Below are 24,865 nucleotides of genomic sequence, written 5' to 3'. Positions count from 1 at the left end.
AAAACTGAAGACAAAACTCCCATTAATTCTTAAGAGTTTTCTTCAGTCCTATCGAACCATTCATCTATTCAGTTTACTGTTTCCTCAGATATCACAAGCTCCATCGTCATCTGTGCCTAGTACTTGCAACTTAGGTTTTGTCATCTCTTCTTCTTCAGCAATCTTTTCAAACGCTTCAACAAATGCTTCCGTAGGCTGCGCTCCACTTATAGCATATTTACGATTAATTACGAAGAACGGCACACCTTGGACACCAATTTCCTGTGCTTCTTCGATATCTTTTTTCACTTCACCCTCGAAAGCATCACTATGAAGCATGTCTTTCGTTTTCTTTGCATCTAATCCAGCTGATGTGGCAATCGCTACGAGTACTTCTTCCGTATCAATACGCTCCCCTTTCACGAAGTAGCCATGCATTAGACGCTCTGTTACTTCCTTCTCTACATTTTGCTTCTCTGCAAATTTCACTAGACGGTGTGCATCGAGCGTATTAGACGTTTTCATTCGATCCACTTGATAGTGAAGATTAACGGTTTTTGCTTGCTCTTTTATATTATTCATCATGTTTTCTGCTTCTTGTTTGGTGACTTTAAATTTACTAGCTAACCCGTCTACTAATGATTGGTCTGAAGCTACTGGCGTATTCGGATCCAGTTGAAACGCCTTGAATACAACTTCCGATTTCTTCTCAAGCCCTAATTGTTTCAATGCATGCTCTAAACGTCTTTTTCCAATGTAGCAAAACGGACAAACATAATCCGACCATACTTCAATTATCATATTTTTGCTCCACCTTTCTATTCTCTATTTTAGATTCAGGTAAAGTTGGGAACAATGTTAATGCTTGGGTTATATAATTTCACAGAATGAGGTGTCGGAATGAATCAATCTTTATGGCTTGCCACCGCTTATCCGAAGTCTACCTATCCAACTGTAGATGATGATTTAACTTGCGATGTGTTAATCATCGGAGGCGGACTGAGCGGCATAGCAAATGCATATTTTTTGTCTAAACAAGGAAAGGACGTCGTATTGCTCGAAAAAAACAGTTTGCTTCATGGGGCAACGGGAAATTCTACAGGTAAATTAACCGCACAACATGATCTAGTCTACGCGGACATGATTGAACAGTTTGGTGTGGAAAGCGCAAGACAATATTTTAATGCAAATGAACAAGCTATTGATTTCGCGCGATCCATCGCTAAAGCAGATCAACTGCAAACCGCACACTCCGCGCTATATTCTCAAACACCTGAAGGTACGGAACGATTACTTGCGGAGAAAAAAGCTTATGAAGCGATTGGGATTCCATTTACACTTGCAGGTAATGCATCCTACTTACCATTTGAAACCGCTCATACTTTACTGATTGAAGACGAAGCACAAATACATCCAGTGCGTTTTGGACAACGATTAGCACAACTCGCTGTGAAAGAAGGCGCACGTATATTTGAACATGCACAAGTAGCTGCTCTAGATACTGATCGTTATTTTGTCAAACTCTCTTCATCTAAGGTAGTCAGTTATCGACAACTAGTTATCTGCTCACATTATCCTATTGAAGCCCTAGAAGGCATGCAAATTCTCAAACTGGACGTCCAGCGCTCCTATATCGCCGCGGCAAAAACGGATACTCTATTTGATCATCAATATATATCGGTAGATGAGCCGAAACGCTCGATACGGACAGCGACGATCGATGACCAGTCTTACTTGTTGCTAGCCGCTCAGTCTCATCCCGCTGGATCGGAAAAAGAAACACAGCTACATTACGACAGCTTAACGGAGGATATAAAAACGACATTGGGACATCCTGAAGTTGTCTACAAATGGTCAGCACAGGATCCGTCCACACCTGATTTAGTACCTTATGCAGGAGCTATTTCAAACTCTTCGCCGGACGTCTACATTAGTACAGGCTATCGAAAATGGGGACTATCTAATTCCTTAGCCTGCGCGGAAATTATTTCGGATGCGATTATCGGTCGATCGAATGCCGCTAGCGAATTATTTTCTCCTAGCAGAACAGATTTCGGCTCCATGTCAAGCCGTGCTTTACTATTAGCCGGACGTACCGTAAAGGAATTTGCCGGTGGACATATCGCCCGGACCGACTCCCCGATTTGTACGCATATGGGATGTCGTACCCGTTGGAATAAAGGAGACCAAACGTGGGACTGTCCGTGTCATGGATCACGTTTCCGGGCGGATGGAACCGTGTTGGAAGGTCCTGCCACACAGCCCCTGGATTTAGGATAAAAAAACTGTCATGGAAGATCGGGTTACCGATTTCCATGACAGTCTATTGATTAAGAAAGTGCTTCAGTCAATACAGGCACAATTTGCTTCTTACGTGAAACAATACCTTTTAACAAAGCGGAATTATTATTGAAGGCTACATTAAATGCAGATCCTGCACGTTCGGCTTCTTTTCCTAGCGCAATGATTACGGAATCGCTATTGATGATATCCGTCACAACAAACAGGAATAAATCTAGCCCTTTTTGTTCGATCACTTCATTTAACTCCGCTTCTAGTTCATCTTGTCGACCCAGAATGTCTTGTAAGTCCACTGCATTTACTTGTGCAATTTCCATTTTCACATCGCCAAATATAAATTCTTTCGAATCTAGACTAGCCAAATCCTTTACAGGTACAGAGCTTAAGTCTGCTCCAGCTTTTAACATGTCCAAGCCGTAGACGGCAGCATCCACTTCTGCAATTGCAGCTAGTTCTTCAGCAGCTACTTGGTCTTGATCTGTGAATGTTGGCGATTTGAATAATAATGAATCCGATACGATTGCCGAAAGCATTAAGCCGGCAATGTTTTTCGGAATTTCAACACCATGCTCTTTGAATAATTTGTTCAAGATCGTTGCCGTACAGCCTACTGGCTCTGCACGATAATACAATGGATCATTTGTCTGGAAGTTCGCGATGCGGTGGTGGTCGATTACTTCCAATACTTGTACATCATCCAAGTCATCCACACTTTGTTGTCTCTCGTTGTGGTCAACTAAGATGACTTGAGATGTTTCAGGTGCTGCTCTTTCAATTAAGCGGGGTGCTTCAAAACCGAAAGTTTCAAGCGCATACGCTGTTTCTTTCGTAATACTCCCTAGTCGAACAGCTTCTGCATCCATTCCGATTTGTTGTTTAAGATAGGCATACGTAATCGCTGATGCGATGGAATCTGTATCCGGGTTTTTATGCCCAATGACTAACACTTTTGACATATCTAATTCCTCCTAATTCACTATGTTTACTACCTATATTCTAACACACTATTCAGGATTGACTAGCGGGAAATAGTAAAGATTGTATTTCTTCCTTGTTATGAAGGAAATCTGCAATCGTGTAACGATCTAGCACAGCGAAGTAAGCTTGAAGCGCTTCGTATAACACACCCCTTAACTGACAGGCTTGAGACAACACGCACATATTCTTACTGGGATCAAAACATTCGACTAAGTGAAAATCGTCTTCTGTTTTCCGGACTAGTTCACCTACATTCAAGCTTGTTGGATCTACACTGAGACGGATTCCACCACCACGACCACGAATGGTTTCAATCAGTTCCAGTTTTCCTAATTCATGGACTATCTTGGTGAGGTGATTTTTCGAGATTTGATACGCATCCGAGATTTCTTGGACTGTGGACAGTTCATCCGATTGCTTGGAAGCTAAAAAAATCAGAACACGCAGCGAATAATCTGTATACATTGTTAAACGCATAATATCACCACTTTCTATTCTTTCATTATTATAGCATTTTCAATTGAAAAATCATGGATTGACACTGGTTGTTACACGTAATAGCATGATTAATTATTGAATATAATGTGACAACTTTCACAGTATATTTTTAAACATGTATTATATATATAGCTTTAGAATTCTAAATGATTTATGATAGAGATATCAAATACGGAGAGGTTGTGCATTATCCATGTTAGATCAAAAAACTATCGACGTTATCAAATCCACAGTACCAGTACTAGAGGAACACGGAACAGCGATTACTACGGCTTTCTATAAAAACATGTTTGTGGCTCATCCCGAATTACTAGATATATTCAACCATGCTAACCAATCTCAAGGTCGTCAACAGACAGCCCTTGCAAACACAGTATACGCAGCAGCGCAACATATCGATAACCTAGAAGCCATTCTACCGGTGGTTGTACAAATCGCGCACAAGCACGTATCTCTTGGAATCTTGCCAGAACATTATCCAATTGTCGGAGAGTATCTGTTAAAAGCAATCAAAGAAGTACTTGGCGATGCAGCAACGCCTGAAATTATGGATGCATGGGAAGCCGCTTACGGCGTAATCGCTGGCGCTTTCATTGGTGTAGAAAAAGATATGTATGAGAATACAGAAAAAGCTGATGGTGGATGGCACTTATTTAAAGACTTTGAAATTGTCGACAAAGTAGAAGAAAGTGATGTCATTACTTCATTTTACTTAAAACCTGTTGACGGTAAAAAATTGCCATACTACTTACCAGGACAATACATTACGATCCGCATGGAAATCCCAGGCACGGAAAATATTGTTAATCGTCAGTACAGCTTGTCTCAAAAATCAAACGACGAGACTTTCCGTATCTCGGTTAAACGTGAAGATACATTATCACCAAAGGGTGTAGTATCATGCTACTTGCATGAACATGCAAGTGTAGGCGACATCGTCGAAGTGAGCGCACCGGCAGGCGACTTCTATCTAGATCCTACTGGCACAGCACCTGTCACATTAATCAGCGGTGGAGTTGGTATTACACCAATGAAAGCTATGTATTCAACTATCGCAGATTTGTCTCCTGAACGTGAAGTGGCATTCTTGCACTCTGCACGTACACGCAGCCAACAAGCATTTGCGAATAAACTAGAGCAATTAAATGCTAAACTGCCAAACTCTACGTACAAAGCGCTTTATTCAGAAGAGGGAGACGGCATGTTCACACGTAAATTCTTAGAAGAAAACGTGATTGCAGGCAGTGATGTCTATGTATGTGGACCAACTGGCTTTATGGAGTTCGTTCTTCAACAGCTTCACGCCATGGGTATTCCTGAAGAGAAAATTCACTTCGAGTTCTTCGGACCAGCTGTAGCTCTTCAATTACAATCTGTTTAAGCACAAACAACCCCCGCGAATTTTCCCGCGGGGGTATATTTATATTTTATTCGGCATACGGATTGAAGCCCTAAGAAGTGCCACAACTAAAAACAAACCTAAGTAGCCGACAACCGGATACAGTGTATTAACCAAATTTGTGAATCCTAGAAAACTTAATGCATAGCCAATTACTAGTGAACACGCTACGAATAACTTAAACTTCATCGTACCACTTTGGATGAATCGAGCACCAAACGCGTAGAACATACTGACTGCTGTATTGAAGATCATACCGTATAAAATAACCGCCATGAAGATTGCAAAGATTGGGGAAATATTATTGATGATGGCAAGCATCGGTAGATCTGTTCCTGCCACATTTTCCACTTGCGAAAAAAGCGCCAAATGACTTAACAGAATTAAAATACCTAATCCAAGACCACCTACGAATCCACCTCGCGCCGCAATCTTTTCATCTTTTTCCGCCCCTCCCATGACAATAGTCATCGAAGCACCTACCGCAATATTAAATGACACATAATTAATTGCGGATATGAACCAATTAGGCAATGTCGTTGGCACTGCTTTTGCAACAGGATCAAGGACCGCGAAAGTTGTATCCATCGTGACAATACTGTAAACAGAGACGACAACTACTGTAATAATTAAAAACGGTGTCACACTGCCGATTACAGCAACCACTTTATCTACGTTTAATAATATCGTCAAGAACACCAAAACAATCATCAGTAAACTACCTACAAAGGTCGGCAAGCCAAATTGCTGATGTAAGTTGGCACCCGCACCCGCTAGCATCACTACACCTACACCAAATAGTGTAAAGATGATAACACCATCCACTATTACGCCTAGAAAGCGTCCACTGATTTTGTAAATCACGTCTTTATGTGAAGTTGTTCGCAATCGACTTCCAAGACGCGTCAATGTCATGCCTAAGTAAGCGAAGAGCGCCGTACAAATTACTGCGCTAATCATGCCTAAGTAGCCGAAACTCGTAAAATACGTCATGATTTCATTACCGGATGCAAATCCTGCCCCTACGATAATTCCAATAAACGCACTACCCATTTTCAATATCTTCTTCATAATTTCCCCTATTCTTCTCTCTAACCAAATACATGTGAGACGTTCATTAATTTATTTTCTATATTTTGAGACGAACGGGTTGTCTTTTTCATAGAAACGCCAAGGATAATGCACAGCTTCACCCGTGTTGCCAATCCCTACCCGTGGACCCGCTTCTATTTCAGCCTGAGGAAAGCCTTCAGCTATGTAGAGAGGCTTCTGTGTCCAATGATGACCGTAATATGACATCGTCACCCCGAGAGCCTTAGAAAGCTTTCCGGGTCCATTTGTAAGATCGGTTTCTTTTTTAATGTGTATGCCACGGCGTTGTTGCATATGACTTACTCCTTCTATTGGTTCACCCGCCCGCAGTAACACAGCATGCGGTGTACCCTCTTGTGCACAGACGACATTCATTAGTGTGTGGGTATGCATTTGATATGTATATACGGATCCTGGCTTGCCAAACATGATTTCTGTACGCTTCGTTCTACGATTACCAAAACTATGTGCTGCGCGATCTTCAGCCCCGTGATACGCTTCAGTTTCCACAATTCTAACTACTGATAGTCCTTCGGGTTGCTCATGGACAATATATTGACCGACTAAATTACGGGCAAGCTCTAGTACAGGTACATTATAGAAAGATGAACTAATCGGTTCATACATACTACCTTCTCCCTTCAGTTTTCATACTAATCCTTGTCCTTCTGCGAATTCACGATAGAGATCATGTGTCTTCAATAATTCCGTGTGATTTCCTCTACCAGTAATCTGACCATTTTCTAAGAACAGTAATTGATCTGCGTGCAATACGGTTGCCAATCGATGTGCAATAATTAGCGTTGTTCTACCTAGCATCAAATGGCGTAATGCTTCTTGTACATGCGTTTCCGAACCGCTATCCAAATTTGACGTAGCTTCATCCAATAACAGAATCTCGGGGTTATGCAATAAAGCACGTGCGATGGCAATACGTTGGCGCTGACCGCCAGACAACTTCATGCCGCGCTCCCCAACCATGGTATCGAACTGATCCGGCATATCTTTTATGAATGTATACGCATTGGCAGCTCTTGCAGCTTCAATGACTTGTTCAAGAGGCGGTCTCTTTTTTAAACCGTACGCAATGTTATCTAAGATCGTTCCGCTTAATAATGGGCTTTCTTGTGAAACATAGCCTATACGCTGGCGCCAATCAGATAACGGGATCTCTTGGATCGAATCTACTCCAAAACGTATTTCTCCCGAAGTTGGTTGATAAAATCTCTCCACCAATGAGAAGATTGTTGTCTTTCCTCCGCCGCTTGGTCCGATGAATGCCGTTACAGTTCCTCGCTCTGCAGTGAATGTAATTCCGTTCACTACATCCCTTCCCTCTTCATACGAAAAATGAACATTTGAAAATGCGATGGCACCTTCCTGTTCCGATGTATGTTCACCGCCTGCGGGTTCAGAATCCATTTGTAAAATTTCTTGAATTCTTTCTGTTGCCCCTACTGCTTTTTGGAACGAAGTGAAAAATCGAGCCATTTGCGCGACCGGTACAATGATCTGAAATAGCAAGAAAATAATTGCAACCAGTGTTCCCGCTGATAACGCTCCTCTTGCCACTTGCGCTCCTCCATACCCAAGAATCACTACTAGGATACCCATCATTGTCAACATCATGATAGGTGAAATAACAGCTTGAATTTTTGCTTCTTTCAACCCATATCGAAATAATGATTGAATAGCAACTTTACCCTTCTCTCCTTCAGTAGGTTCTGCGCGGTATGCTTTCACTAACCGGATATCGCCAAGCACACGGCCAAGATGTCCCGAAAACTTTGCCATTTCAGCCTGTGTGGCTTTTGCTACTTTGTGCATTAAGCGACCAAGCGGATACAAGATCGCCATACTAACCGGCACACTAATCAACATGATGATCGTCATCTTCCAATCGAGTACCAATAAAATAATAACTGCTCCAATAATCGAAATTAGCCCCGAGATGAACGATACTAGATGCTCTGAGACAAGTGACTTTAATACGGTTGTATCCTGCGTAACGCGACTCATCGTTTCTCCAGTTTCATTCCGATCAAAATATGGCACAGGTAAACGCAATACTTTTTGCCATAATTGATTGCGCAAGTCCGCAACTACCGTCTCGCCAATAAAAGCAAGCATATAATAGGAAAAGCCACCGGCAATTGCTTGTACCACAAATAAAACGAGCAGGAATATGCCCGTCTTCCAGTTCAATAGTTCACTTGTGAATGAGTCCACCAAATCTTTAGTGATTAATGGTACAGCAAGACCGGCAACCGTTTCAACAAAAGATAGCACCAGGGCAATGATGGTTACGGCTACCGGCCAACGCAATGTCTTGACTAAACTCATAAAGTTTTTAACGGATCCTTTAGGTTTTACTTGAGCATTCATAATGCTTCCTCATTTCTACCTTATTCAAACGGATACCGCATTTCCCCTTGGAGATATTCACCAATCCGGTGCCAATCGGCTTCCAGATCAGGTCTATGGGATGGGCGATAAAAGACGGATGCTGGATGGAATGTCGGTATGATAGTGTACGATTCATCTGTTAGACTATATTGTTTATCTTCCAATTTCGCTAAATATTGCACAGGTTGCGTTAGTACTTGTCCATGAAGAGCCGTGACCTTCGCATGTTTACCTAGCAATCGCTGCAGACCAATATTGCCGAGTGTCACGATAAGCTTCGGTTTAAGGTTGGCTACTTCAAAATCAAGGACCTGTGCATGAGCCAATTGCTCTTTTTGTGTCGGTGGACGATTATACTTTCGTTCCGTCAAACTACCATCCCGTTCTTTCCTCGTTCCCCATTTGTACGGTCTACTGCGGAACGAACTCGTCATATAGACATCTTCACGTGTTAGCCCAATCGATGCAAGAGATTTCATTAATTCATCACCTGCGCGACCGATGAACGGAACACCATGGATCGCTTCGTGTTCCCCCGGTGCTTCACCAATCAGCAAAAGTGTTGGTGATTGCGGCCCTTCTCCGTGGACAAATCCTTCCACTGGAAATCCCTCGCTACGTTCTAAAGCTATACGCGCAATTTCATCTGGTACACGAAACATTGCATTCACTCCTTTCTGTAATTATAAAGGTTTTACTACCGAATAAAAAATGTTAGCCATCGAAAAAGCCGCTCCCATTTATATAAAATGGAAACGACTTATTTTACACTATGTTAACTCAGTTTGTTTCGTTTCTGTTCCAAGGAAAATGACAGCTAGTACACCTACCATGATGGCTGCACAGAAAATACCAAAAATGACTCCGAAACCGTATCCAGCTGTTAACAGTGAACCAACGAGGAGCGGTCCGAAAATCCCTCCCACACGCCCGACCGCTGCTGACACTCCAGAGCCTGTCGCTCGAATAGCGGTAGGATATTGTTCCGGCGAATACGCATAGAGCGCTCCCCAAGCACCCAAGTTAAAGAAGGATAGAAACGCACCTGCGACCATCAATGTAGTCAATGTCTCCGCATTACCGAAAGCTAGAGCACTGAGTGCCGTTCCGAATAAATAGGTTGCGAGGACGAATTTTCGTCCCATGCGTTCAATTAGCCAAGCGGCACTGAAATAACCTGGTAACTGTGCTATGGTCATCAATAATACATAGCCAAAGCTTTTGATTAAACTGAAGCCTTTGATCACCATGACGCTTGGTAGCCAAAGGAACATGCCGTAATACGAGAAGACCACCGCAAACCATACGATCCACAGCATAACGGTCCGTTTTCTAAATGCTGGCGCCAGTAATTGCTTTAGTTTCTGTCCTGTCGTTTGTGATATTTTTTCTTGCTCTACAAACTTCTTGGAGTCGGGTAAATTACGTCGTAAGTAAATCGCATAAAATGCCGGTAGTGCCGTGATGATCAGTGCTACTCTCCAACCGAATTCCGGGATAATGAAATACGCTATTAAAGCCGCTAAGAGCCAGCCCGCCGCCCAGAAGCTTTCAAGTAACACCACTACACGTCCCCGCTCTTTTGCGGATACGCTTTCCGCAACCAATGTAGAGGCAACAGGCAACTCCCCACCCAACCCTGCTCCTACTAAGAAGCGTAAGGCTAAAAACGCCCATAACGTCGTCGTCAAAGCGGATAAGCCGCTGGCAACTGAAAATAAAACCAATGTCATCATAAATACTTGCTTACGTCCAATTCGGTCCGCCAATAAACCGAATCCGAATGCACCTATCGCCATACCGATGGAGTTAATGCTACCGATCCAGCCCATCTCAGATGAAGTCAGATTCCAATCTACAGCTAATGCAGCAATGACGAATGACAGAATTCCAACATCCATTGCATCGAACATCCAGCCAGTACCTGCGATTCCTAGTAATTTATTTCGTGAGATTTCTTTCTTTTTCACGGGGCTTCTACCTTTCTATTGTGCAATCTTTATATGTCTTTACAGGTGTCATTATAGCACTTTTTAATGGTATTTGACTAGTTTTGTTTAGTGGATATTTTGGGATGTTGTTTGTTGGTGTAGTTATTGAGCGGGACGGCTGTGGTTTTGAGCGGAGTGCGAACGGGATTGAGCGGGAAGGCCACGGCTTTGAGCGGTGAGCGAACGGGATAGAGCGCGACGACTACCACTTTGAGCGGTGAGCGAACGGGATAGAGCGCGACGGCCACCGCTTTGAGCGGTGAGCGAACGGGATAGAGCGCTCCACAAAGTTTATTGAGCGCAATCCATAAATTAAAGCTAAAGAATAATTATGTGAATACAAAAATCCCAGAAGACAGAGTCCCCCGGGATTTCATTCGTTCTTATAGGCCAGCTTCTACTTCTTTGATCATTTCTTTGATCGATTGAAGTCCGCCACCAGATAGGTACCAGTATTCACCGTTCAAATAAACCATTTTGTCGTTCTTGAATGCGTTTGTTTTCTTCACAAGATCGTTTTCAACAGAATCTTTCGCTGTTGCGCCGTTACCGATGGCTGCGTCACGGTCGATCACGAAGAGAATATCTGGGTTCGTTTCTAAGATGTATTCAAATGTAATATTTTGTCCGTGTGTAGAAACTTCAATTTTTTCATCAGCAGGTTTAAAACCAAATACGTCATGAACTAGTCCGAAACGCGAGCTTGGGCCGTATGCACTTACTTTCCCTTCAGTTGCCAGGATGATCAATGCAGTGCTGTCGATGCCTTCAGTTTTAGTTTTGATTCCTTCGATGCTAGCATCTACGTCTGCTAATTCAGTGTTCATTTCCTCTTCTTTGTCGAAGATTGTAGCGATTTTATCCATGTTCTCTTTGAAAGATTCCATGTAGTTAGATGTATCAACACCCATGTAGATTGTTGGAGCGATTTCAGATAACTGATCATACAAGTCTGTTTGACGTGCAGAGATGAAGATCACATCTGGCTTCATTGCATTGATTGCTTCAAAGTCAGGCTCTTTCAAACTACCAAGATTCTCATACTTTTTATCTTCGTATTTAGAAAGGTAACCCGGTACGTTTGATTGTGGAAGACCTGCCACTTCAATTCCTAGCTCATCCAATGTATCCAATGTTCCAAAGTCAAAAACTACTACCTTTTCAGGGTTCTTTTCAAGTGTTGTTTCACCAAGTTCATGTGTAACTGTTATTTCTGTGCTTTCTTCAGCTGGCTTGTCTTCAGGTGTTGCATTGTCTGCAGGTTTTTCTTCGTCTTTTGCACCGCCACAAGCAGCCAGTGCAAGCATTAAGATCACTGCGAATAATGATAGAGTAAGTTTCTTCATTTCAGTATAATTCCTCACTTTTTATAGTTTATTTTAAGAGTTAAAATACACACAAATACGGCAATCCTTCATTTGTTGAATCGGAATTTCCATATCATAAATTTCGCGTAATGATTCGGAGGTGATAATATCGTTTGTTACTCCGTCCTTGACGACTTTTCCGTTCTTCAACGCCACGATGCGGTCTGAATAGACAGAGGCAAAATTGATGTCATGCAAGACGATGACCACCGTTTTGCCAAGTTCATCAACAAGCTGACGCAAGATTTTCATAATTTGCACAGAGTGTTTCATGTCCAAGTTATTCAGTGGTTCATCGAGTAAAATATAATCGGTGTCTTGTGCAATCGTCATGGCAATGAAAGCTCGTTGACGCTGACCGCCGGATAATTCATCCAAATAGGCTTCTTGCATGTTTGTCAGGCCCATATATTCCAACGCCTGATCCACCATCCGCTCATCTTCTTCCTGAAGACGGCCCTTACAGTGCGGGAAACGACCGAACGAAACAAGTTCGCGAATGGTAAGTTTGACATTCATGAAGTTGGATTGCTTTAAAATCGCGACGCGTTTAGCGAAGTCATTGGATTTCATGTCTTTCACTTTACCTTTGTCGAGCAATACTTCGCCCGTGTCAGCATCCATTAATCGACTTACCATCGATAGAAGAGTAGATTTACCAGCCCCGTTCGGTCCAATGAATGATGTGATTTTTCCACGGTGAATATTTACACTGACCTTTTCGACGACTGCTTTTTTTCCGTAAAACTTCGTTAGCTCACGAACTTGGATCATGAAGATCGACTCTCCTTTAATAATAAGTAGATAAAGTAAATGCCACCGACAAAGTTAATGATCACACTGAGTGTGGTCGAGAAAGAAAATAAACGTTCAACAATCCATTGTCCACCAACCAATGCAATGACACTCATCAACGCCGCGCCGGCAATTAACACCGAGTGCTTGAACGTGTTGAAGAATTGGTAAGACAAATTGGCTACGATCAACCCGAAGAATGTAATCGGGCCTACAAGTGCCGTGGACACCGCAATTAGTACTGCCGATAAAATCAACATGATTTTGACGACCGACTGGTAGGGCACACCTAGATTAATTGCTGTATCCCGTCCTAATGATAAAACATCGAGTTCATTGATATAGCGCCAACCAATCAGAAGTGTGATGACTAATATCGCCAATGCCCACCAAACGAGATCTCCATTGATATTGTTGAAACTCGCAAACATCTTATCTTGCACACGCAAGAATTCATTCGGATCAATCATTACTTGCAGGAATGTCGAAATACTTCCAAAGAATGTACCGACGATGATACCGACTAATAATAAGAAATAGATCGGCCGGTTCCCTTTACCGAATAAGAAGTGATAGAGCAGCAAGGCGAACACTATCATCGCACCAACAGACAGCATGAAGTTAAATTGCTGGTTGATCAGTACAAATGAAGTCGATCCGAAAAAGAAAATTAAAACGGTTTGCAGCAGGATATAAAGCGAATCCAACCCCATGATACTTGGCGTTAAGATACGGTTATGCGTGATCGTCTGGAAAATAACTGTAGAGTATGCCACTGCCACACCTGTTAAGATCATCGCCACCACTTTGACCGCTCTTCTGGGAAGTGCATAGTCATAGCTGCCGTTCAAGTCTTGGAATAGATATAAACCGCAACATACTAATGAGAATGTTAATAAAATCAGTAGCTTCGTTGAATTACGCATAGGCTTTCCCCCTAAACAACAAGAACAGGAAGATTGCGCTTCCTATGACACCGACCATTAAACTGATCGAGATTTCATAAGGGAAGATAATAACCCTGCCTAGAATGTCACAGATAAGGAGGAAGATCGCGCCTAGCAATGCAGTATGCGGCAACGTCTTTTGTAGATGGTCTCCTTTAAAAATCGAGACGATGTTCGGAATGATTAACCCTAGGAAAGGAATTAATCCTACCGTCAATACAACGGTTGTCGTAATTAATGCGACTAAGATCAACCCGATATTGACGATACTCTTGTAAGCGAGTCCTAAGTTCTTGGAAAAGTCTTCTCCCATACCCGCCACCGTAAATCGATTCGCATATAAATATGTAATGATCAACACAGGTATACTAATATACAAAAGCTCATAACGGCCTTTCATGATCATGGAAAAATCTCCTTGAAGCCAAGCAGACATATTCTGAATCACGTTTGCTTTAAATGCAAAAAATGTGGCGATGGAAGAAAGGATATTTCCAAACATCAATCCAACAAGGGGAATGAAGATCGCATCTTTAAACTTAATACGGTCAAGAATTTGCATAAACAAGAAAGTGCCTAGTAAGGCGAATGTGAACGATACCGCCATTTTCTCTAATAGTGTTGCGTTGGTAAATATCAACATAGACACTAAGATTCCCAGTTTAGTCGCATCCAACGTTCCCGCCGTGGTTGGAGATACAAACTTATTGCGGCTTAGTTGTTGCATAATCAAACCTGCAATACTCATACCTGCGCCTGCAAGTACTATCGCGACTAATCGAGGAACTCGACTAATCAAGAATATTTCTGTTGCTTCAGAACGCCAATCCAATAGGTCCGCTGGTGTGATTCGGCTTGCACCGACAAACAGCGAGAGAAGTGATAAAAGTATAACTGCTGTAATTAAGTAACGTTTCTTCATGAAGAACTCCGATATCGAATATTTGAGCATTTCTCACTTAAATGAAAATGATTATCATTCGCTCAAGAACAACATTACTCCGTTTAACATATGATGTCAATATCTAAATGAAAATCGTTATCAATACTTTTTGGAAATTAACCATTACAAGACTTAAGTAACGTTATTTAACTATATGGAATCATACGAAAAAACCATTTTCCATATGATACGGAAAACGGTGAATTCATTTACTGCTGATTTATCCCTTGATCCATTTCTTGAGCGCTATCCATTATTTCTTTCGGTACTTTAATTTCATCAATTTCATTAATCTTTGTCACAATACCCTTAATTCTCTATGTGACTGTAACTTTCTTACCTTGCTCGTCCATGGTCATAATCATATCCATGTCAAAGTCCTTTGTGAAGAAGGTCTTTATATAATTACTGTGCATAAAGAAAAGTATATTAAGCCTTTTTTCTTATTTTTATTAAAAGTTTTAGAATTTTGTAATTCGGGCATACTAGAAGCATCCCACCCCCTTTCTCTTCTTATAAAGATAAAAGGATTTGGCTGCATGCATTGCGCATGCAGCCTTTTTTTACGTTCACTTTAAAATGAATTCTTGAAGACGTTCACATTCACTTTCGGGCATTTCCACAGTCATCAATGTTCCTTCTTCTTCGTATGCCGTATCTTTAATCGAAGCATTTTCATTGAGATGGGCAACGATTTCCCCACGGTCGTATGGAATCATTAATTTACACGTGACATATTGTCGAAATAAGTTTTGTTGGATTAAAGTTAGCAATTCAGGGATACCTTTATTTTCGCCAGCTGACATCCAAATACTCTGATCCTTTACACGCGGATAGGAGATTTCGGTCAAGTCCGATTTATTATATATGTTGATAGTAGGGATACTTTTTACGCCAATATCTCCTAGTGTTTCGTTGGTAACATCCATCATATGGCCATGTTCTTCGTCGGAAACATCCACAACATGCAACAGTAAGTCAGCATTCTTAGCTTCTTCTAGTGTCGAACGGAATGCTTGGACAAGATGGTGAGGGAGTTTGGAAACGAACCCTACGGTATCCGTTAAAATAAATTCTTTTTTATCTTGCAGTTTGATTTTTCTTACAGCGGTTTCAAGCGTTGCGAACAACATATCTTTTTCACTAACTTCTTTGGATTCATCTACATCCGTATATTGCAACAATCGATTCATCAACGTGGATTTCCCAGCGTTTGTATAACCCACGATCGATACAACAGGTATGCCGCTTCTGACACGCTGTTTTCGCTGTGTTTCACGTTGATCACTCACATGCTCGAGTTCTCGGCGAAGTTTCGCAATCTGATCTTCGATTTTCCGACGGTCGAGCTCAAGCTTCGTTTCACCGGCTCCTTTATTCTGTAAGCCGCCTCCTGTTCCGCCACCTTGCCTACTGAGTGAAGCCCGAAGTCCAACAAGTCTCGGCAATGTATATTGCAGTTGCGCCAATTCAACTTGCATCTGCGCCTCTCGATTGCGTGCCCGTCTCGCAAAAATATCCAATATAAGCATAGTACGATCAATGATTTTACATTCTAGATCTCTCTCCAGATTTCGCAATTGGGAAGGCGATAATTCATCATTGAAGATGAGTAAATTCGCTTCAGATTCCTCATATACACTACGGATTTCATCAATCTTGCCTTTTCCAATATAAGTAGATGGATTTTTCCGTTCTAAATTCTGTGTCACTTCACCTAGGACTTCCACATCGATTGCTTCCGCCAAGTTCTTTAATTCTTCCATCGCATATTCAAAGTGCAAATCCTTCTGTTCGTGCACGCCAACTATTATGGCCTTTTCAATTAACACATCCATGCTAGCATCCCCCTGACATCTTTATATATAGTTTACCCTACGTTCTGTTTGCTAACCGTTCGTGGTGAAATGAATCATTGCCAACCGTCTCCAGTTTGCTGACCATGAAAGTATTGTGCAATAAGCGGCAGATCCGTTGCCGCGATTCTGGCTTTGTCTTTGTCTTCGTCTTCTACAGTTAGCCATTCGATATATACATTGTCAGCATACAATAACGCATTCGCTGTTCCAAAGCTTTCATGCTGTCCTAGAACTGCTGCCCGATTACCTTTTGCACGTTGTTCCATGACTATGCTGTGTGGATCATCCTGAGTGAAATAGACAAGGTGGTCGAGTTTCATAGTAAGCATGCCCTCCTAAATAGATGATTTTCTTCTATCATATCAAACCTGTCCTATCAATCGTGTTCTCTACCTTTCTTAGTATGAGATCAGCTACAGTCAAAATAAGCTTCAGTGTTTCCCGAAAGGTCAGAATAGTGTAGGATAAAAGAAGAGTTTCAGGGAGATATATGTCCTGATGAAAACGAATGCGGAGGGATTGTATGGTAATCGATTTATTAAAATCTCACTCATCGGTTCGACGTTATAAGGATGAACCGATTTCAAGAGAGACAGTGATTGAACTAATTAAAGCGGGTCAACACGCAGCCAGTTCTCACTTTGTGCAAGCATGTACCGTAATGTATGTAACGGACACGGAAAAACGTGGTCAGTTGGCCGAACTATCCAAGAATCGCCGTCAATTCTATACAGCCGGCGCAGTATTAGTATTTTGTATGGACTATAACCGATTATCTCACGCCGCCCGTTTACATAGTCAAGAAATTGACTATACAGTAGCGGAGAATGTGCTAGTTGGTGCAATCGACGTTGGTCTATTCTCACAAAATGTCGTCATTGCTGCCGAATCAAAAGGCTACGGTATTTGCTATATCGGCGGTGTACGAAATGCAATGGAAGAAATCTCAGAAGTACTGGAATTGCCAAAAGGCGTTGTGCCTCTATTTGGATTGTCCATCGGAGTTCCAAATGAATCCAATGAGGTCAAGCCACGTTTACCTGTAGAAGCCGTCTTGCATGAAAACACGTATAACGAAGATCAGTATAAGGATCTATTGCCAGCATATGACGAAATAATGAAAGAATACTATGCGAGTCGTGATACCAATCAGCGTGATGCGATGTGGACGAAAGAAATGGCGGATTTCCTTGAGACGCCAAGAAGAACGGATCTCGAGGCTTTCTTACAAAAACAAGGATTCCTATTGAACTGAAGAAAGACAGGAGTGTCAAACGATGTCAGTAGATGACGTGCTGGAACTACTCCAGCGACGCATGACAGATGGAACATTCATCCGTGCCACAATTAGCGGACCACGAATGAAATCCAATGATGTGAAACGAATTAAATTAAAGCCACTTGAACTAAAAGGTCAATTTTATATTCAATTTGAATATCAGCATGAACGTATTCTCAAACATGTTAATGTGGCACTTGAAGACGTGGCGCAACCATTGCATGACGCTTTGGAAAACTTTAAGCAATTCCATGTTGATTTATCAGATGAAACGATGCAGATTCAACTATCCAAGAAGATGAAAATGTCGATCAAACGAATTTTTCTCGATACGGAAAAGACAGTCGACTATGCGCATAATCGGACGAAGAATTACGCTTTGCATGAAGGTACACCTTACCCATTTCTCATTCGTCTCGGCGTTCAAACACCGGAAGGTAAGGTCAAAAACCAAAAACATGATAAGTTTCGTCAGATTAATCGCTTTCTTGAACTGATTGATGATACCCTTTCACACTTGCCGAACGACCGTCCGATTCGTATACTGGATTTCGGATCAGGTAAATCTTATTTGACGTTCGCACTGTATCATTACTTGCGAATCGAAAAAGGCCTCGATATTCGAGTAACGGGATTAGATCTAAAGAAAGAAGTCATTGAAGAATGCCAGGAAATTGCACAGGATTTGCAATACGATCAGCTAGAGTTTCTAGTAGGCGATATTAATGAATATGATGGAGATACTGCAGTCGATATGGTCGTCACACTTCACGCATGTGACGTGGCAACAGATATGGCATTGGCTAAAGCAGTCAACTGGGGAGCTTCAGTCATCCTTTCTGTTCCTTGTTGTCAGCATGAGCTGTTTTCACAAGTTCAATCCCCTGCACTCGACATCATGTTGCAACATGGATTAGTGAAAGAACGTTTTGCTGCACTTGCAACTGATTCCATCCGCGCTGAGCTGCTGTCATTAGTTGGCTATGAATCACAACTTGTGGAGTTCATCGATATGGAGCATACACCGAAGAACATCTTGATACGTGCCTATCGAAATGATAAAAAGCCAACTCCCGAGCAAATTGATCGTTACGCAGCATTCAGGAATATGTTGCAGGCGAAGCCTTTCTTGGAAAATGAACTGAAGCATTTGCTAAGTTTTCTACCAGCACATGACAATCAGACCCTATCATAACGAAAAAGATCGCCGCAACGTCCTATTACGACAATGCGGCGATCTTTTTATATATCTTAAGATTGTGGCAAATGCTCAATGATGCTATCCACTGCCTGCTTAATATAGTGCGGTTTCGTTCCGAGATTTAAACGAATGAAGCCTTTCGAGTTTTCCCCAAACCACTCTCCGTAGTCGATTGCCAGTTTACATGTATCTTGAACAAATTCTTTTACACCGTCTGGTTGGATATGTGCACGCAAGTCGATCCACAATAAGTACGTCCCTTCCAACGGCGTTACGATTAACTTGGGCGCATGCTCTGCGAACTGTTCGACCGCATAGCGTTCATTCGATTTAACGACCTCTCGCAATCCTTCAAGCCAGTCTGTACCATGATTATAAGCCGCCTCTGCAGCCGTCATCCCTAGCATATTTACTTCTGTTTGACTAACAGATTTCACAAACGTATCGAACTGCTCTAGCAACGCTTCATTTTCAATTATGATCTGTGATGTCAACAAGCCCGCCAAGTTGAATGTTTTGGAAGCAGAAGTTACGGTAATGACACGCTCAGAGTACTTCCTTTCAGCAACGATTGCGGAGGGTATATGTGTGTGATCACCAAACGTCATATCATGATGGATCTCGTCCGACACTACTAAAACGTCATGCTTTTCACAGATCGACAGAAGCTTCTCCGCTTCCTCTGCTGTCCACACACGACCAACGGGATTATGGGGTGTACAATGAATGAATAATTTTACGTTATTCTCAACTATTTGCTTCTCAAAGTCTTCAAAATCAATCGTGTAAATACCCGCCGTATTAATGAGCTCACTGCTTATCAGTGTGCGGCCAGTATCTTTCACTGCGTTGGCGAAAGGATAATAGACCGGAGACAGGATAATCACTGCATCCGTAGGTTTTGTAAAGGCATTAACAAACCAGTATAGCGCCGTCACGACACCTGTTGAAAAACGCATCCATTCCTCTTTCACTTCATATCCATGATGCTCACGTTCCCAATTAATGAATGCTTCTAAATAGGAATCAGGTGCATATGTATAGCCGAACACCCCAAAGTCCACTTTTTCCTTCAACGCTTCTATCACTTGCTCTGGAGCCTTAAACTCCATATCCGCTACCCAGGCCGCAAGTAAATCTGCATCTCCAAAACGTTCCTCAAGCTTGTCCCACTTCAGCGAGTTCGTACCCTTCCGATCAATAGCATAACGTTCCAAAAACTCTTCTTTATTCATATAGAAACCTCCACTTTTATCGATTTCATAGCTGTCATTCTATTCCGATTGTATCATATGTCCCCTTTTGCTTCCTCCGTTGTCGTTATGAATTATTTTGGGGTATACTAGAGTATTGAAGCAACATTTAGTTGGAGGTCATGAAAGTGAGAAAATGGAATACTGTAACACTTTTACTAGCATTACTTTTCATTGGTTCCATACAGTCTGTCAGCGCACAAACGACAGATGTAAAATATATAGATGTCCCGGATCATCACTGGGCAAAAAATGAAATCATGCAGCTGGATGAAATGAAAATCATTACAGGCAATTTTGATATGCAGTTCCATCCTGAAACACCGCTAACAAAGGGACAGGCCGCTGTTTCTTTATCTAAAATCTTTGGATCAAAATTTATTGATAAATCCTATGGTTTTTCAGATATTGCCTGGGGATCGGATAAAGGACGTTTTGCTTTGACTGCGGTCGAAAATGGATGGATTCAACCAAGCAGACGAGGTTTTTTCGGCTTTGATGAACCATTGACGAAAACAGAACTCTGGAACTCATTCATTACGGCTTTTGATATGGAAAAGGACTTCGGTAAAATATTAGCCACTAGTTGGCCTTCTAGTTCGGATAGAGTTACATTAAGAAATATTCCCGTTTACACGTTTCCTCAAGCGGAGGAGTTTCTTCAATACGGTGACTCGATCGTATCAAGAGCATATTTTTCAAAAGCATTGCATCGGATACTAGTGGAAACTAATCGTATTAAACAACCGAAGCAGTTTACTCTTTCCACTCCAGAAGAGTCCGGTCACTATAGTAAAAGCGTCCCCGAGACTTATTTAGGAAGTGTACCATTCAATACTCACCCTCTTTATTTGCGCTCTGAGGAAACATTTGCATACAAAGACTTTACACAAACTAATTATGGGTTTTCACGCGATAGTGCGTATACATATGCTGTCGGAAAAGAAGGCGCTGAAATCAAATTGACAGTTCGTGAATTGCCTAACAAAGATGTATTTGTATTCTCGGAACTAACGAATCCAACTGACAAATCTATAAAGGTGGAAGTACTTCAAAAAGAACACGATATCGAACGGTTTGATCTATTCCGCTATGATCGCTATCCACTCATGCGTGAGAATCTAGATTTGGCGGATGCGGATATGACAACTTATCCAACAGGCTTGCTGCGCTTCATCAAGACGGACGGTACTGTGGAAGAACGAATGATTGGACAGGCCTATCAATCCAAACAATTATCACTTCGCTATGATAATGATGAAGAAAGTGTTTCGCGTGAACTTCTTGGAGAGCGAGAGAATTTCTCCTATGCGTTAGCCGGTAAAACGCTTTTATCATCCTATACACTACAAGCTAATACAGGGGAGATAGTGGATCACTGGTATGTAGATTCTGATGAGCAATTGTTTAATTCAAAAGATGATCTATTCAAGTGGATGAGAGAAACAAGTCAGAACCACAAGAAGCGCAATAAGTGGTACACAGCTGAAGGTTCATATAATAAATTGGCTGACTCAACAGAACCGATGCCCGTTACAGGTCAAAACTATGGTCGTAATTTATTGATGTTAAAAGAAGATCGCGCATTGACGCTTTATCACGAAAATAAAGGACGTTATTTTGAGAATTTAGTCTATAACGCTTTCGTCAACTTGAAAAACTTTAAAGAGGACAAAGACTACTGGGAAACAGAAGTAACCAGTACGTATCTTAAAAACTTATATGACATTCACGCACCCTTTATTGATACGCGTTTCAATGAACAAATTGCTTTATTCTATTATAATAGCGGCGATGAGTTTGGAATTCCTTCTGCAAATGAACCACTGCGCGATTATGCTGACCTTCTCGTATCCCAGCAACGAAAAGGCAATATTATTCGAGTAGCTAGTGATGCTTATTACATTGCTGACTACTTTCCAATCAAACAGAAAGTCACTACCCATACATCCATGAATCATGCACTCGGTGGTATGAATATTTTACTCATGTCTTACCAGGCGTTCGGGGATTGGCAATATCTTCACACCGCGCGCAATATCCAGCGAGCCATTGTCTATCAAAAAGACAAATGGATTCGCGACAATGGAGATATTTGGTACAAGATTTCTCCGGAATCCACTTTTGAGGGCGATGATTATAAACATTTAACGCTGGAAGACTTGATAGACTCCTATCAACTTTGGCAACAAATCGATCCAATTTACTTACCTACACTTAAGCAACTAATTATTTCGAAGGCCAATTTCCTATCAAGTGAAAAACTCGGCTATACGACGAAGATTAAAAAAGGCTTGAAGAAAATTGGATTATACGAGTATCTGCCCGATGGCGACGAAGTGACGGACGCGTTATAAATGATATAGACAGGGAAAAGAGAGCTATCCATTGCATATTGCGCAATGGATAGCTCCTTTTTCACATCTCTTTTTCAAGTAATTCCAATGTGTCATCGTATTCTCTTTCAATAACAGGGTCTTGTTTATACGTTGCCTTGCTGACCAATACCGCAACAATAAGGCAAAGCACAAATCCAGGAACAATTTCATACAATGTGTCGTGCAGGAAATCGATACTTCCCCAAACACCTACCGTTACAGCACCAATAATCATACCGAACAATGCCCCTTTAGCTGTTAGCTTTCTCCAGTATAATGACAAGAGAATAATAGGACCAAACGCCCCGCCGAAACCTGCCCAAGCGAATGAAACCAATTTCAATACAGATTCTTTATTCGGCCAAGCGAGTACCATTGCGATGATCGTCACGACGAGAACAGCTAAACGCCCTAAAAATACGTAGTGACTATCTGTAGCATTTGTTTTGAAAACCGCTTTATACAAGTCTTCAATTAAAGCAGACGATGTCACGATCAATTGTGAAGATATCGTACTCATAATAGCCGCCAATACCGCCGCTAACATGATGCCTGCAATCAACGGATGAAAAATAATTTGTCCAAGAACGATAAAGACCGTTTCTGGATCCGCCAAGTCCGCGCCGTTTTGTTGAAAATACGCGATACCAATTAATGCAGTAGCAATGGCACCAAACAAACTTAGCATCATCCAACCAATACCAATCCGTCTAGCACTCTTCGTCTCTTTCACTGACTTGATCGCCATGAAACGGACGATGATATGCGGCTGTCCAAAATAACCAAGTCCCCATGCAAGCGAGGAGATTATGGTGACAACACTAACACCTGACACAAGGTTCAGCAGTGCCGGATCCACTTCACGTATACTCGCTGCCGTTTCAGAGAAACCACCTGTGATAAAAATCCCGAACAACGGAACTAAAATCAGTGCCAAAAACATAATCAAGCCTTGTACAAAATCCGTATAACTAACTGCCAAGAATCCACCAAACAATGTATAAGCCAGAACTACCACCGATACAATAATCAGACCCGTATGATACTCAAGTCCAAATGAACTTTGGAAGAACTTCCCGCCGGCTACCATACCTGAAGATACATAGAACGTGAAAAACACTAAAATAATAATGCCTGAAGCCACTCTCAATAAGCGGGATGTATCTTTTAACCTGTTATCCAAGAAACTCGGGATCGTGATGGAGTTATTTGAAACTTGCGTATATGCACGTAAACGTGGTGCGACATATAACCAGTTTAAATAGGCACCCAATGTCAAACCAATTGCAATCCAGGCTTCACCCAGTCCACTTAGATAAATAGCACCCGGCAACCCCATCAATAGCCAACCCGACATATCAGAAGCTCCCGCACTTAATGCGGTGACTGCTGGTCCGAGCGACCGTCCACCTAACATATAATCCGTTAGATTCGATGTGCGTTTGAATGCATACCAACCGATTAGCAGCATGGCTATCATATAGACGACAATAGAAACGAGTTGGTACATTTGCTCCGTCATATAATCATCTCCTTTCTTACTATCAATATACTTATACTACCTTATGGATAGCACACTTTGAACATTTTTTTGGCGATTCGTAGAATAGAACTATTTTTTCATACAGTATTCCCCGGGAAATTACACCATTTGACACAGCAACTTAACGTAACGTACTTTACATATTCTACGCATATATTGAAACCATTCTTTCTATTGTAACGTATATAAAAAAAGGGGGAGATCAAATGTTACACACGACAACTAATATGCTGCAAGGTCGGACAATTGAAACGTATCACGGGATTGTATCAGGGGAAACCATTATGGGGGCAAATATCGTCAGGGATATTTTTGCATCTGTCACCGATATTGTAGGTGGACGCAGTGCTGCCTATGAAAGCAAACTAACGGAAGCACGTCAAACAGCAATGGATGAAATGTCTCAGAAAGCGAGTGCTATGGGAGCGAACGCTGTCATTGGTATAGACTTAGATTTCGAAATGGTACGTGAAGGCATGATGATGTGTATCGCAACCGGTACAGCCGTTACGTATCGCGACGGGGAGTAATCAAATCCACGAAAAGAGGCTGGGACATAACTTAAAATACTGTCCGTTCCCCTACGCTACAAAAGGCGCGCTTGAGCCTCCTCGTCGCTAAGTGCAAATACATGCTCTTAACGCTCCGCTTTTAAT

Annotated in this window: 22 protein-coding genes; 6 read left to right on the top strand and 16 right to left on the bottom strand. The window is 41.8% G+C overall.

The genetic code is table 11. The features are described 5' to 3' along the window. Positions 1 to 84: 84 nt before the first annotated feature. On the bottom strand, positions 85 to 780 hold the full coding sequence (locus tag CSV77_RS12125; protein ID WP_099673630.1) for a DsbA family oxidoreductase: 696 nt from the start codon (positions 778 to 780) through the stop codon (positions 85 to 87). A 99-nt stretch (positions 781 to 879) separates the two neighbouring features. Between CSV77_RS12125 and CSV77_RS12120 the strand changes: the two genes are divergently transcribed. Next, positions 880 to 2,259: an FAD-dependent oxidoreductase gene (locus tag CSV77_RS12120; protein ID WP_099673629.1), complete on the top strand. Its 1,380-nt coding sequence runs from the start codon at positions 880 to 882 to the stop codon at positions 2,257 to 2,259. Positions 2,260 to 2,309: 50 nt separating this feature from the next. Here CSV77_RS12120 and CSV77_RS12115 read toward each other — a convergent pair whose 3' ends face one another. Both CSV77_RS12115 and CSV77_RS12110 read right to left on the bottom strand, forming a co-directional pair. Then, the gene (locus CSV77_RS12115) at positions 2,310 to 3,236 is read right to left on the bottom strand and encodes a manganese-dependent inorganic pyrophosphatase (RefSeq protein WP_099673628.1); all 927 of its coding nucleotides are present in this window, start codon (positions 3,234 to 3,236) and stop codon (positions 2,310 to 2,312) included. A 52-nt stretch (positions 3,237 to 3,288) separates the two neighbouring features. Then, on the bottom strand, positions 3,289 to 3,735 hold the full coding sequence (locus CSV77_RS12110; RefSeq protein ID WP_099673627.1) for an RrF2 family transcriptional regulator: 447 nt from the start codon (positions 3,733 to 3,735) through the stop codon (positions 3,289 to 3,291). A gap of 190 nt (positions 3,736 to 3,925) precedes the next feature. Here CSV77_RS12110 and hmpA point away from each other — a divergent pair, with 190 nt between their 5' ends. Beyond that, a complete protein-coding gene (gene hmpA, locus CSV77_RS12105) occupies positions 3,926 to 5,137 on the top strand; it encodes an NO-inducible flavohemoprotein (protein WP_369802768.1) in 1,212 nt (403 codons plus the stop codon). 39 nt (positions 5,138 to 5,176) lie between these two features. Here the strand turns inward: hmpA and CSV77_RS12100 are convergent, their stop codons facing one another. The 11 genes from CSV77_RS12100 to CSV77_RS12050 form a co-directional block, all read right to left on the bottom strand. After that, on the bottom strand, positions 5,177 to 6,226 hold the full coding sequence (locus tag CSV77_RS12100) for a YkvI family membrane protein (protein WP_099673625.1): 1,050 nt from the start codon (positions 6,224 to 6,226) through the stop codon (positions 5,177 to 5,179). Positions 6,227 to 6,277: 51 nt separating this feature from the next. Beyond that, a complete protein-coding gene (locus CSV77_RS12095) occupies positions 6,278 to 6,874 on the bottom strand; it encodes a DNA-3-methyladenine glycosylase (protein ID WP_099673624.1) in 597 nt (198 codons plus the stop codon). Positions 6,875 to 6,895: 21 nt separating this feature from the next. Then, the gene (locus CSV77_RS12090; protein WP_099673623.1) at positions 6,896 to 8,632 is read right to left on the bottom strand and encodes an ABC transporter ATP-binding protein; all 1,737 of its coding nucleotides are present in this window, start codon (positions 8,630 to 8,632) and stop codon (positions 6,896 to 6,898) included. A gap of 20 nt (positions 8,633 to 8,652) precedes the next feature. Beyond that, on the bottom strand, positions 8,653 to 9,315 hold the full coding sequence (locus tag CSV77_RS12085) for a uracil-DNA glycosylase (RefSeq protein ID WP_099673622.1): 663 nt from the start codon (positions 9,313 to 9,315) through the stop codon (positions 8,653 to 8,655). Positions 9,316 to 9,423: 108 nt separating this feature from the next. Beyond that, complete coding sequence (locus CSV77_RS12080; RefSeq protein WP_199203747.1) at positions 9,424 to 10,566, bottom strand: MFS transporter; 1,143 nt, start codon at positions 10,564 to 10,566, stop codon at positions 9,424 to 9,426. Between the two features lie 461 nt (positions 10,567 to 11,027). Continuing rightward, the gene (locus tag CSV77_RS12075) at positions 11,028 to 11,990 is read right to left on the bottom strand and encodes a siderophore ABC transporter substrate-binding protein (protein WP_099673620.1); all 963 of its coding nucleotides are present in this window, start codon (positions 11,988 to 11,990) and stop codon (positions 11,028 to 11,030) included. Positions 11,991 to 12,023: 33 nt separating this feature from the next. Then, a complete protein-coding gene (locus CSV77_RS12070; RefSeq protein WP_099632432.1) occupies positions 12,024 to 12,785 on the bottom strand; it encodes an iron ABC transporter ATP-binding protein in 762 nt (253 codons plus the stop codon). Beyond that, positions 12,782 to 13,732: an iron chelate uptake ABC transporter family permease subunit gene (locus CSV77_RS12065; RefSeq protein WP_099673619.1), complete on the bottom strand. Its 951-nt coding sequence runs from the start codon at positions 13,730 to 13,732 to the stop codon at positions 12,782 to 12,784. Before CSV77_RS12065 ends, CSV77_RS12070 begins: the two co-directional genes overlap by 4 nt. Then, positions 13,725 to 14,675, bottom strand: a complete 951-nt coding sequence (locus CSV77_RS12060) for an ABC transporter permease (protein ID WP_099673618.1) — start codon at positions 14,673 to 14,675, stop codon at positions 13,725 to 13,727. Before CSV77_RS12060 ends, CSV77_RS12065 begins: the two co-directional genes overlap by 8 nt. Before the next feature lie 590 nt (positions 14,676 to 15,265). After that, on the bottom strand, positions 15,266 to 16,534 hold the full coding sequence (gene hflX / locus CSV77_RS12055) for a GTPase HflX (RefSeq protein ID WP_099673617.1): 1,269 nt from the start codon (positions 16,532 to 16,534) through the stop codon (positions 15,266 to 15,268). Between the two features lie 74 nt (positions 16,535 to 16,608). Further along, positions 16,609 to 16,875, bottom strand: a complete 267-nt coding sequence (locus CSV77_RS12050) for a VOC family protein (RefSeq protein WP_158232074.1) — start codon at positions 16,873 to 16,875, stop codon at positions 16,609 to 16,611. A gap of 203 nt (positions 16,876 to 17,078) precedes the next feature. On the opposite strand from CSV77_RS12050, the gene nfsA reads away from it, so the two are divergent. After that, the gene (gene nfsA, locus CSV77_RS12045; protein WP_099632427.1) at positions 17,079 to 17,810 is read left to right on the top strand and encodes an oxygen-insensitive NADPH nitroreductase; all 732 of its coding nucleotides are present in this window, start codon (positions 17,079 to 17,081) and stop codon (positions 17,808 to 17,810) included. A 22-nt stretch (positions 17,811 to 17,832) separates the two neighbouring features. Beyond that, on the top strand, positions 17,833 to 19,029 hold the full coding sequence (locus tag CSV77_RS12040) for a class I SAM-dependent methyltransferase (RefSeq protein WP_099673615.1): 1,197 nt from the start codon (positions 17,833 to 17,835) through the stop codon (positions 19,027 to 19,029). A gap of 56 nt (positions 19,030 to 19,085) precedes the next feature. Here CSV77_RS12040 and CSV77_RS12035 read toward each other — a convergent pair whose 3' ends face one another. Then, positions 19,086 to 20,270 carry a MalY/PatB family protein gene (locus CSV77_RS12035; RefSeq protein WP_099673614.1) on the bottom strand — a complete coding sequence of 395 codons (1,185 nt, stop codon included), beginning with the start codon at positions 20,268 to 20,270 and terminating at the stop codon, positions 19,086 to 19,088. A gap of 146 nt (positions 20,271 to 20,416) precedes the next feature. Between CSV77_RS12035 and CSV77_RS12030 the strand changes: the two genes are divergently transcribed. Beyond that, on the top strand, positions 20,417 to 22,645 hold the full coding sequence (locus tag CSV77_RS12030) for an S-layer homology domain-containing protein (RefSeq protein WP_158232073.1): 2,229 nt from the start codon (positions 20,417 to 20,419) through the stop codon (positions 22,643 to 22,645). A 61-nt stretch (positions 22,646 to 22,706) separates the two neighbouring features. On the opposite strand, the gene putP is transcribed toward CSV77_RS12030, so the two are convergent. Beyond that, a complete protein-coding gene (putP, locus tag CSV77_RS12025; RefSeq protein ID WP_099673612.1) occupies positions 22,707 to 24,188 on the bottom strand; it encodes a sodium/proline symporter PutP in 1,482 nt (493 codons plus the stop codon). A gap of 227 nt (positions 24,189 to 24,415) precedes the next feature. Between putP and CSV77_RS12020 the strand changes: the two genes are divergently transcribed. Beyond that, positions 24,416 to 24,739 carry a YbjQ family protein gene (locus CSV77_RS12020; protein ID WP_099635762.1) on the top strand — a complete coding sequence of 108 codons (324 nt, stop codon included), beginning with the start codon at positions 24,416 to 24,418 and terminating at the stop codon, positions 24,737 to 24,739. Positions 24,740 to 24,865 lie beyond the last annotated feature (126 nt).

This window comes from Sporosarcina sp. P16b, from assembly GCF_002743065.1.
In the GTDB taxonomy this organism is placed as follows: Bacteria; Bacillota; Bacilli; order Bacillales_A; family Planococcaceae; genus Sporosarcina.
Note: the sequence above shows the minus strand (reverse complement) of the source record. Positions and strands in the feature narration are given on the sequence as shown.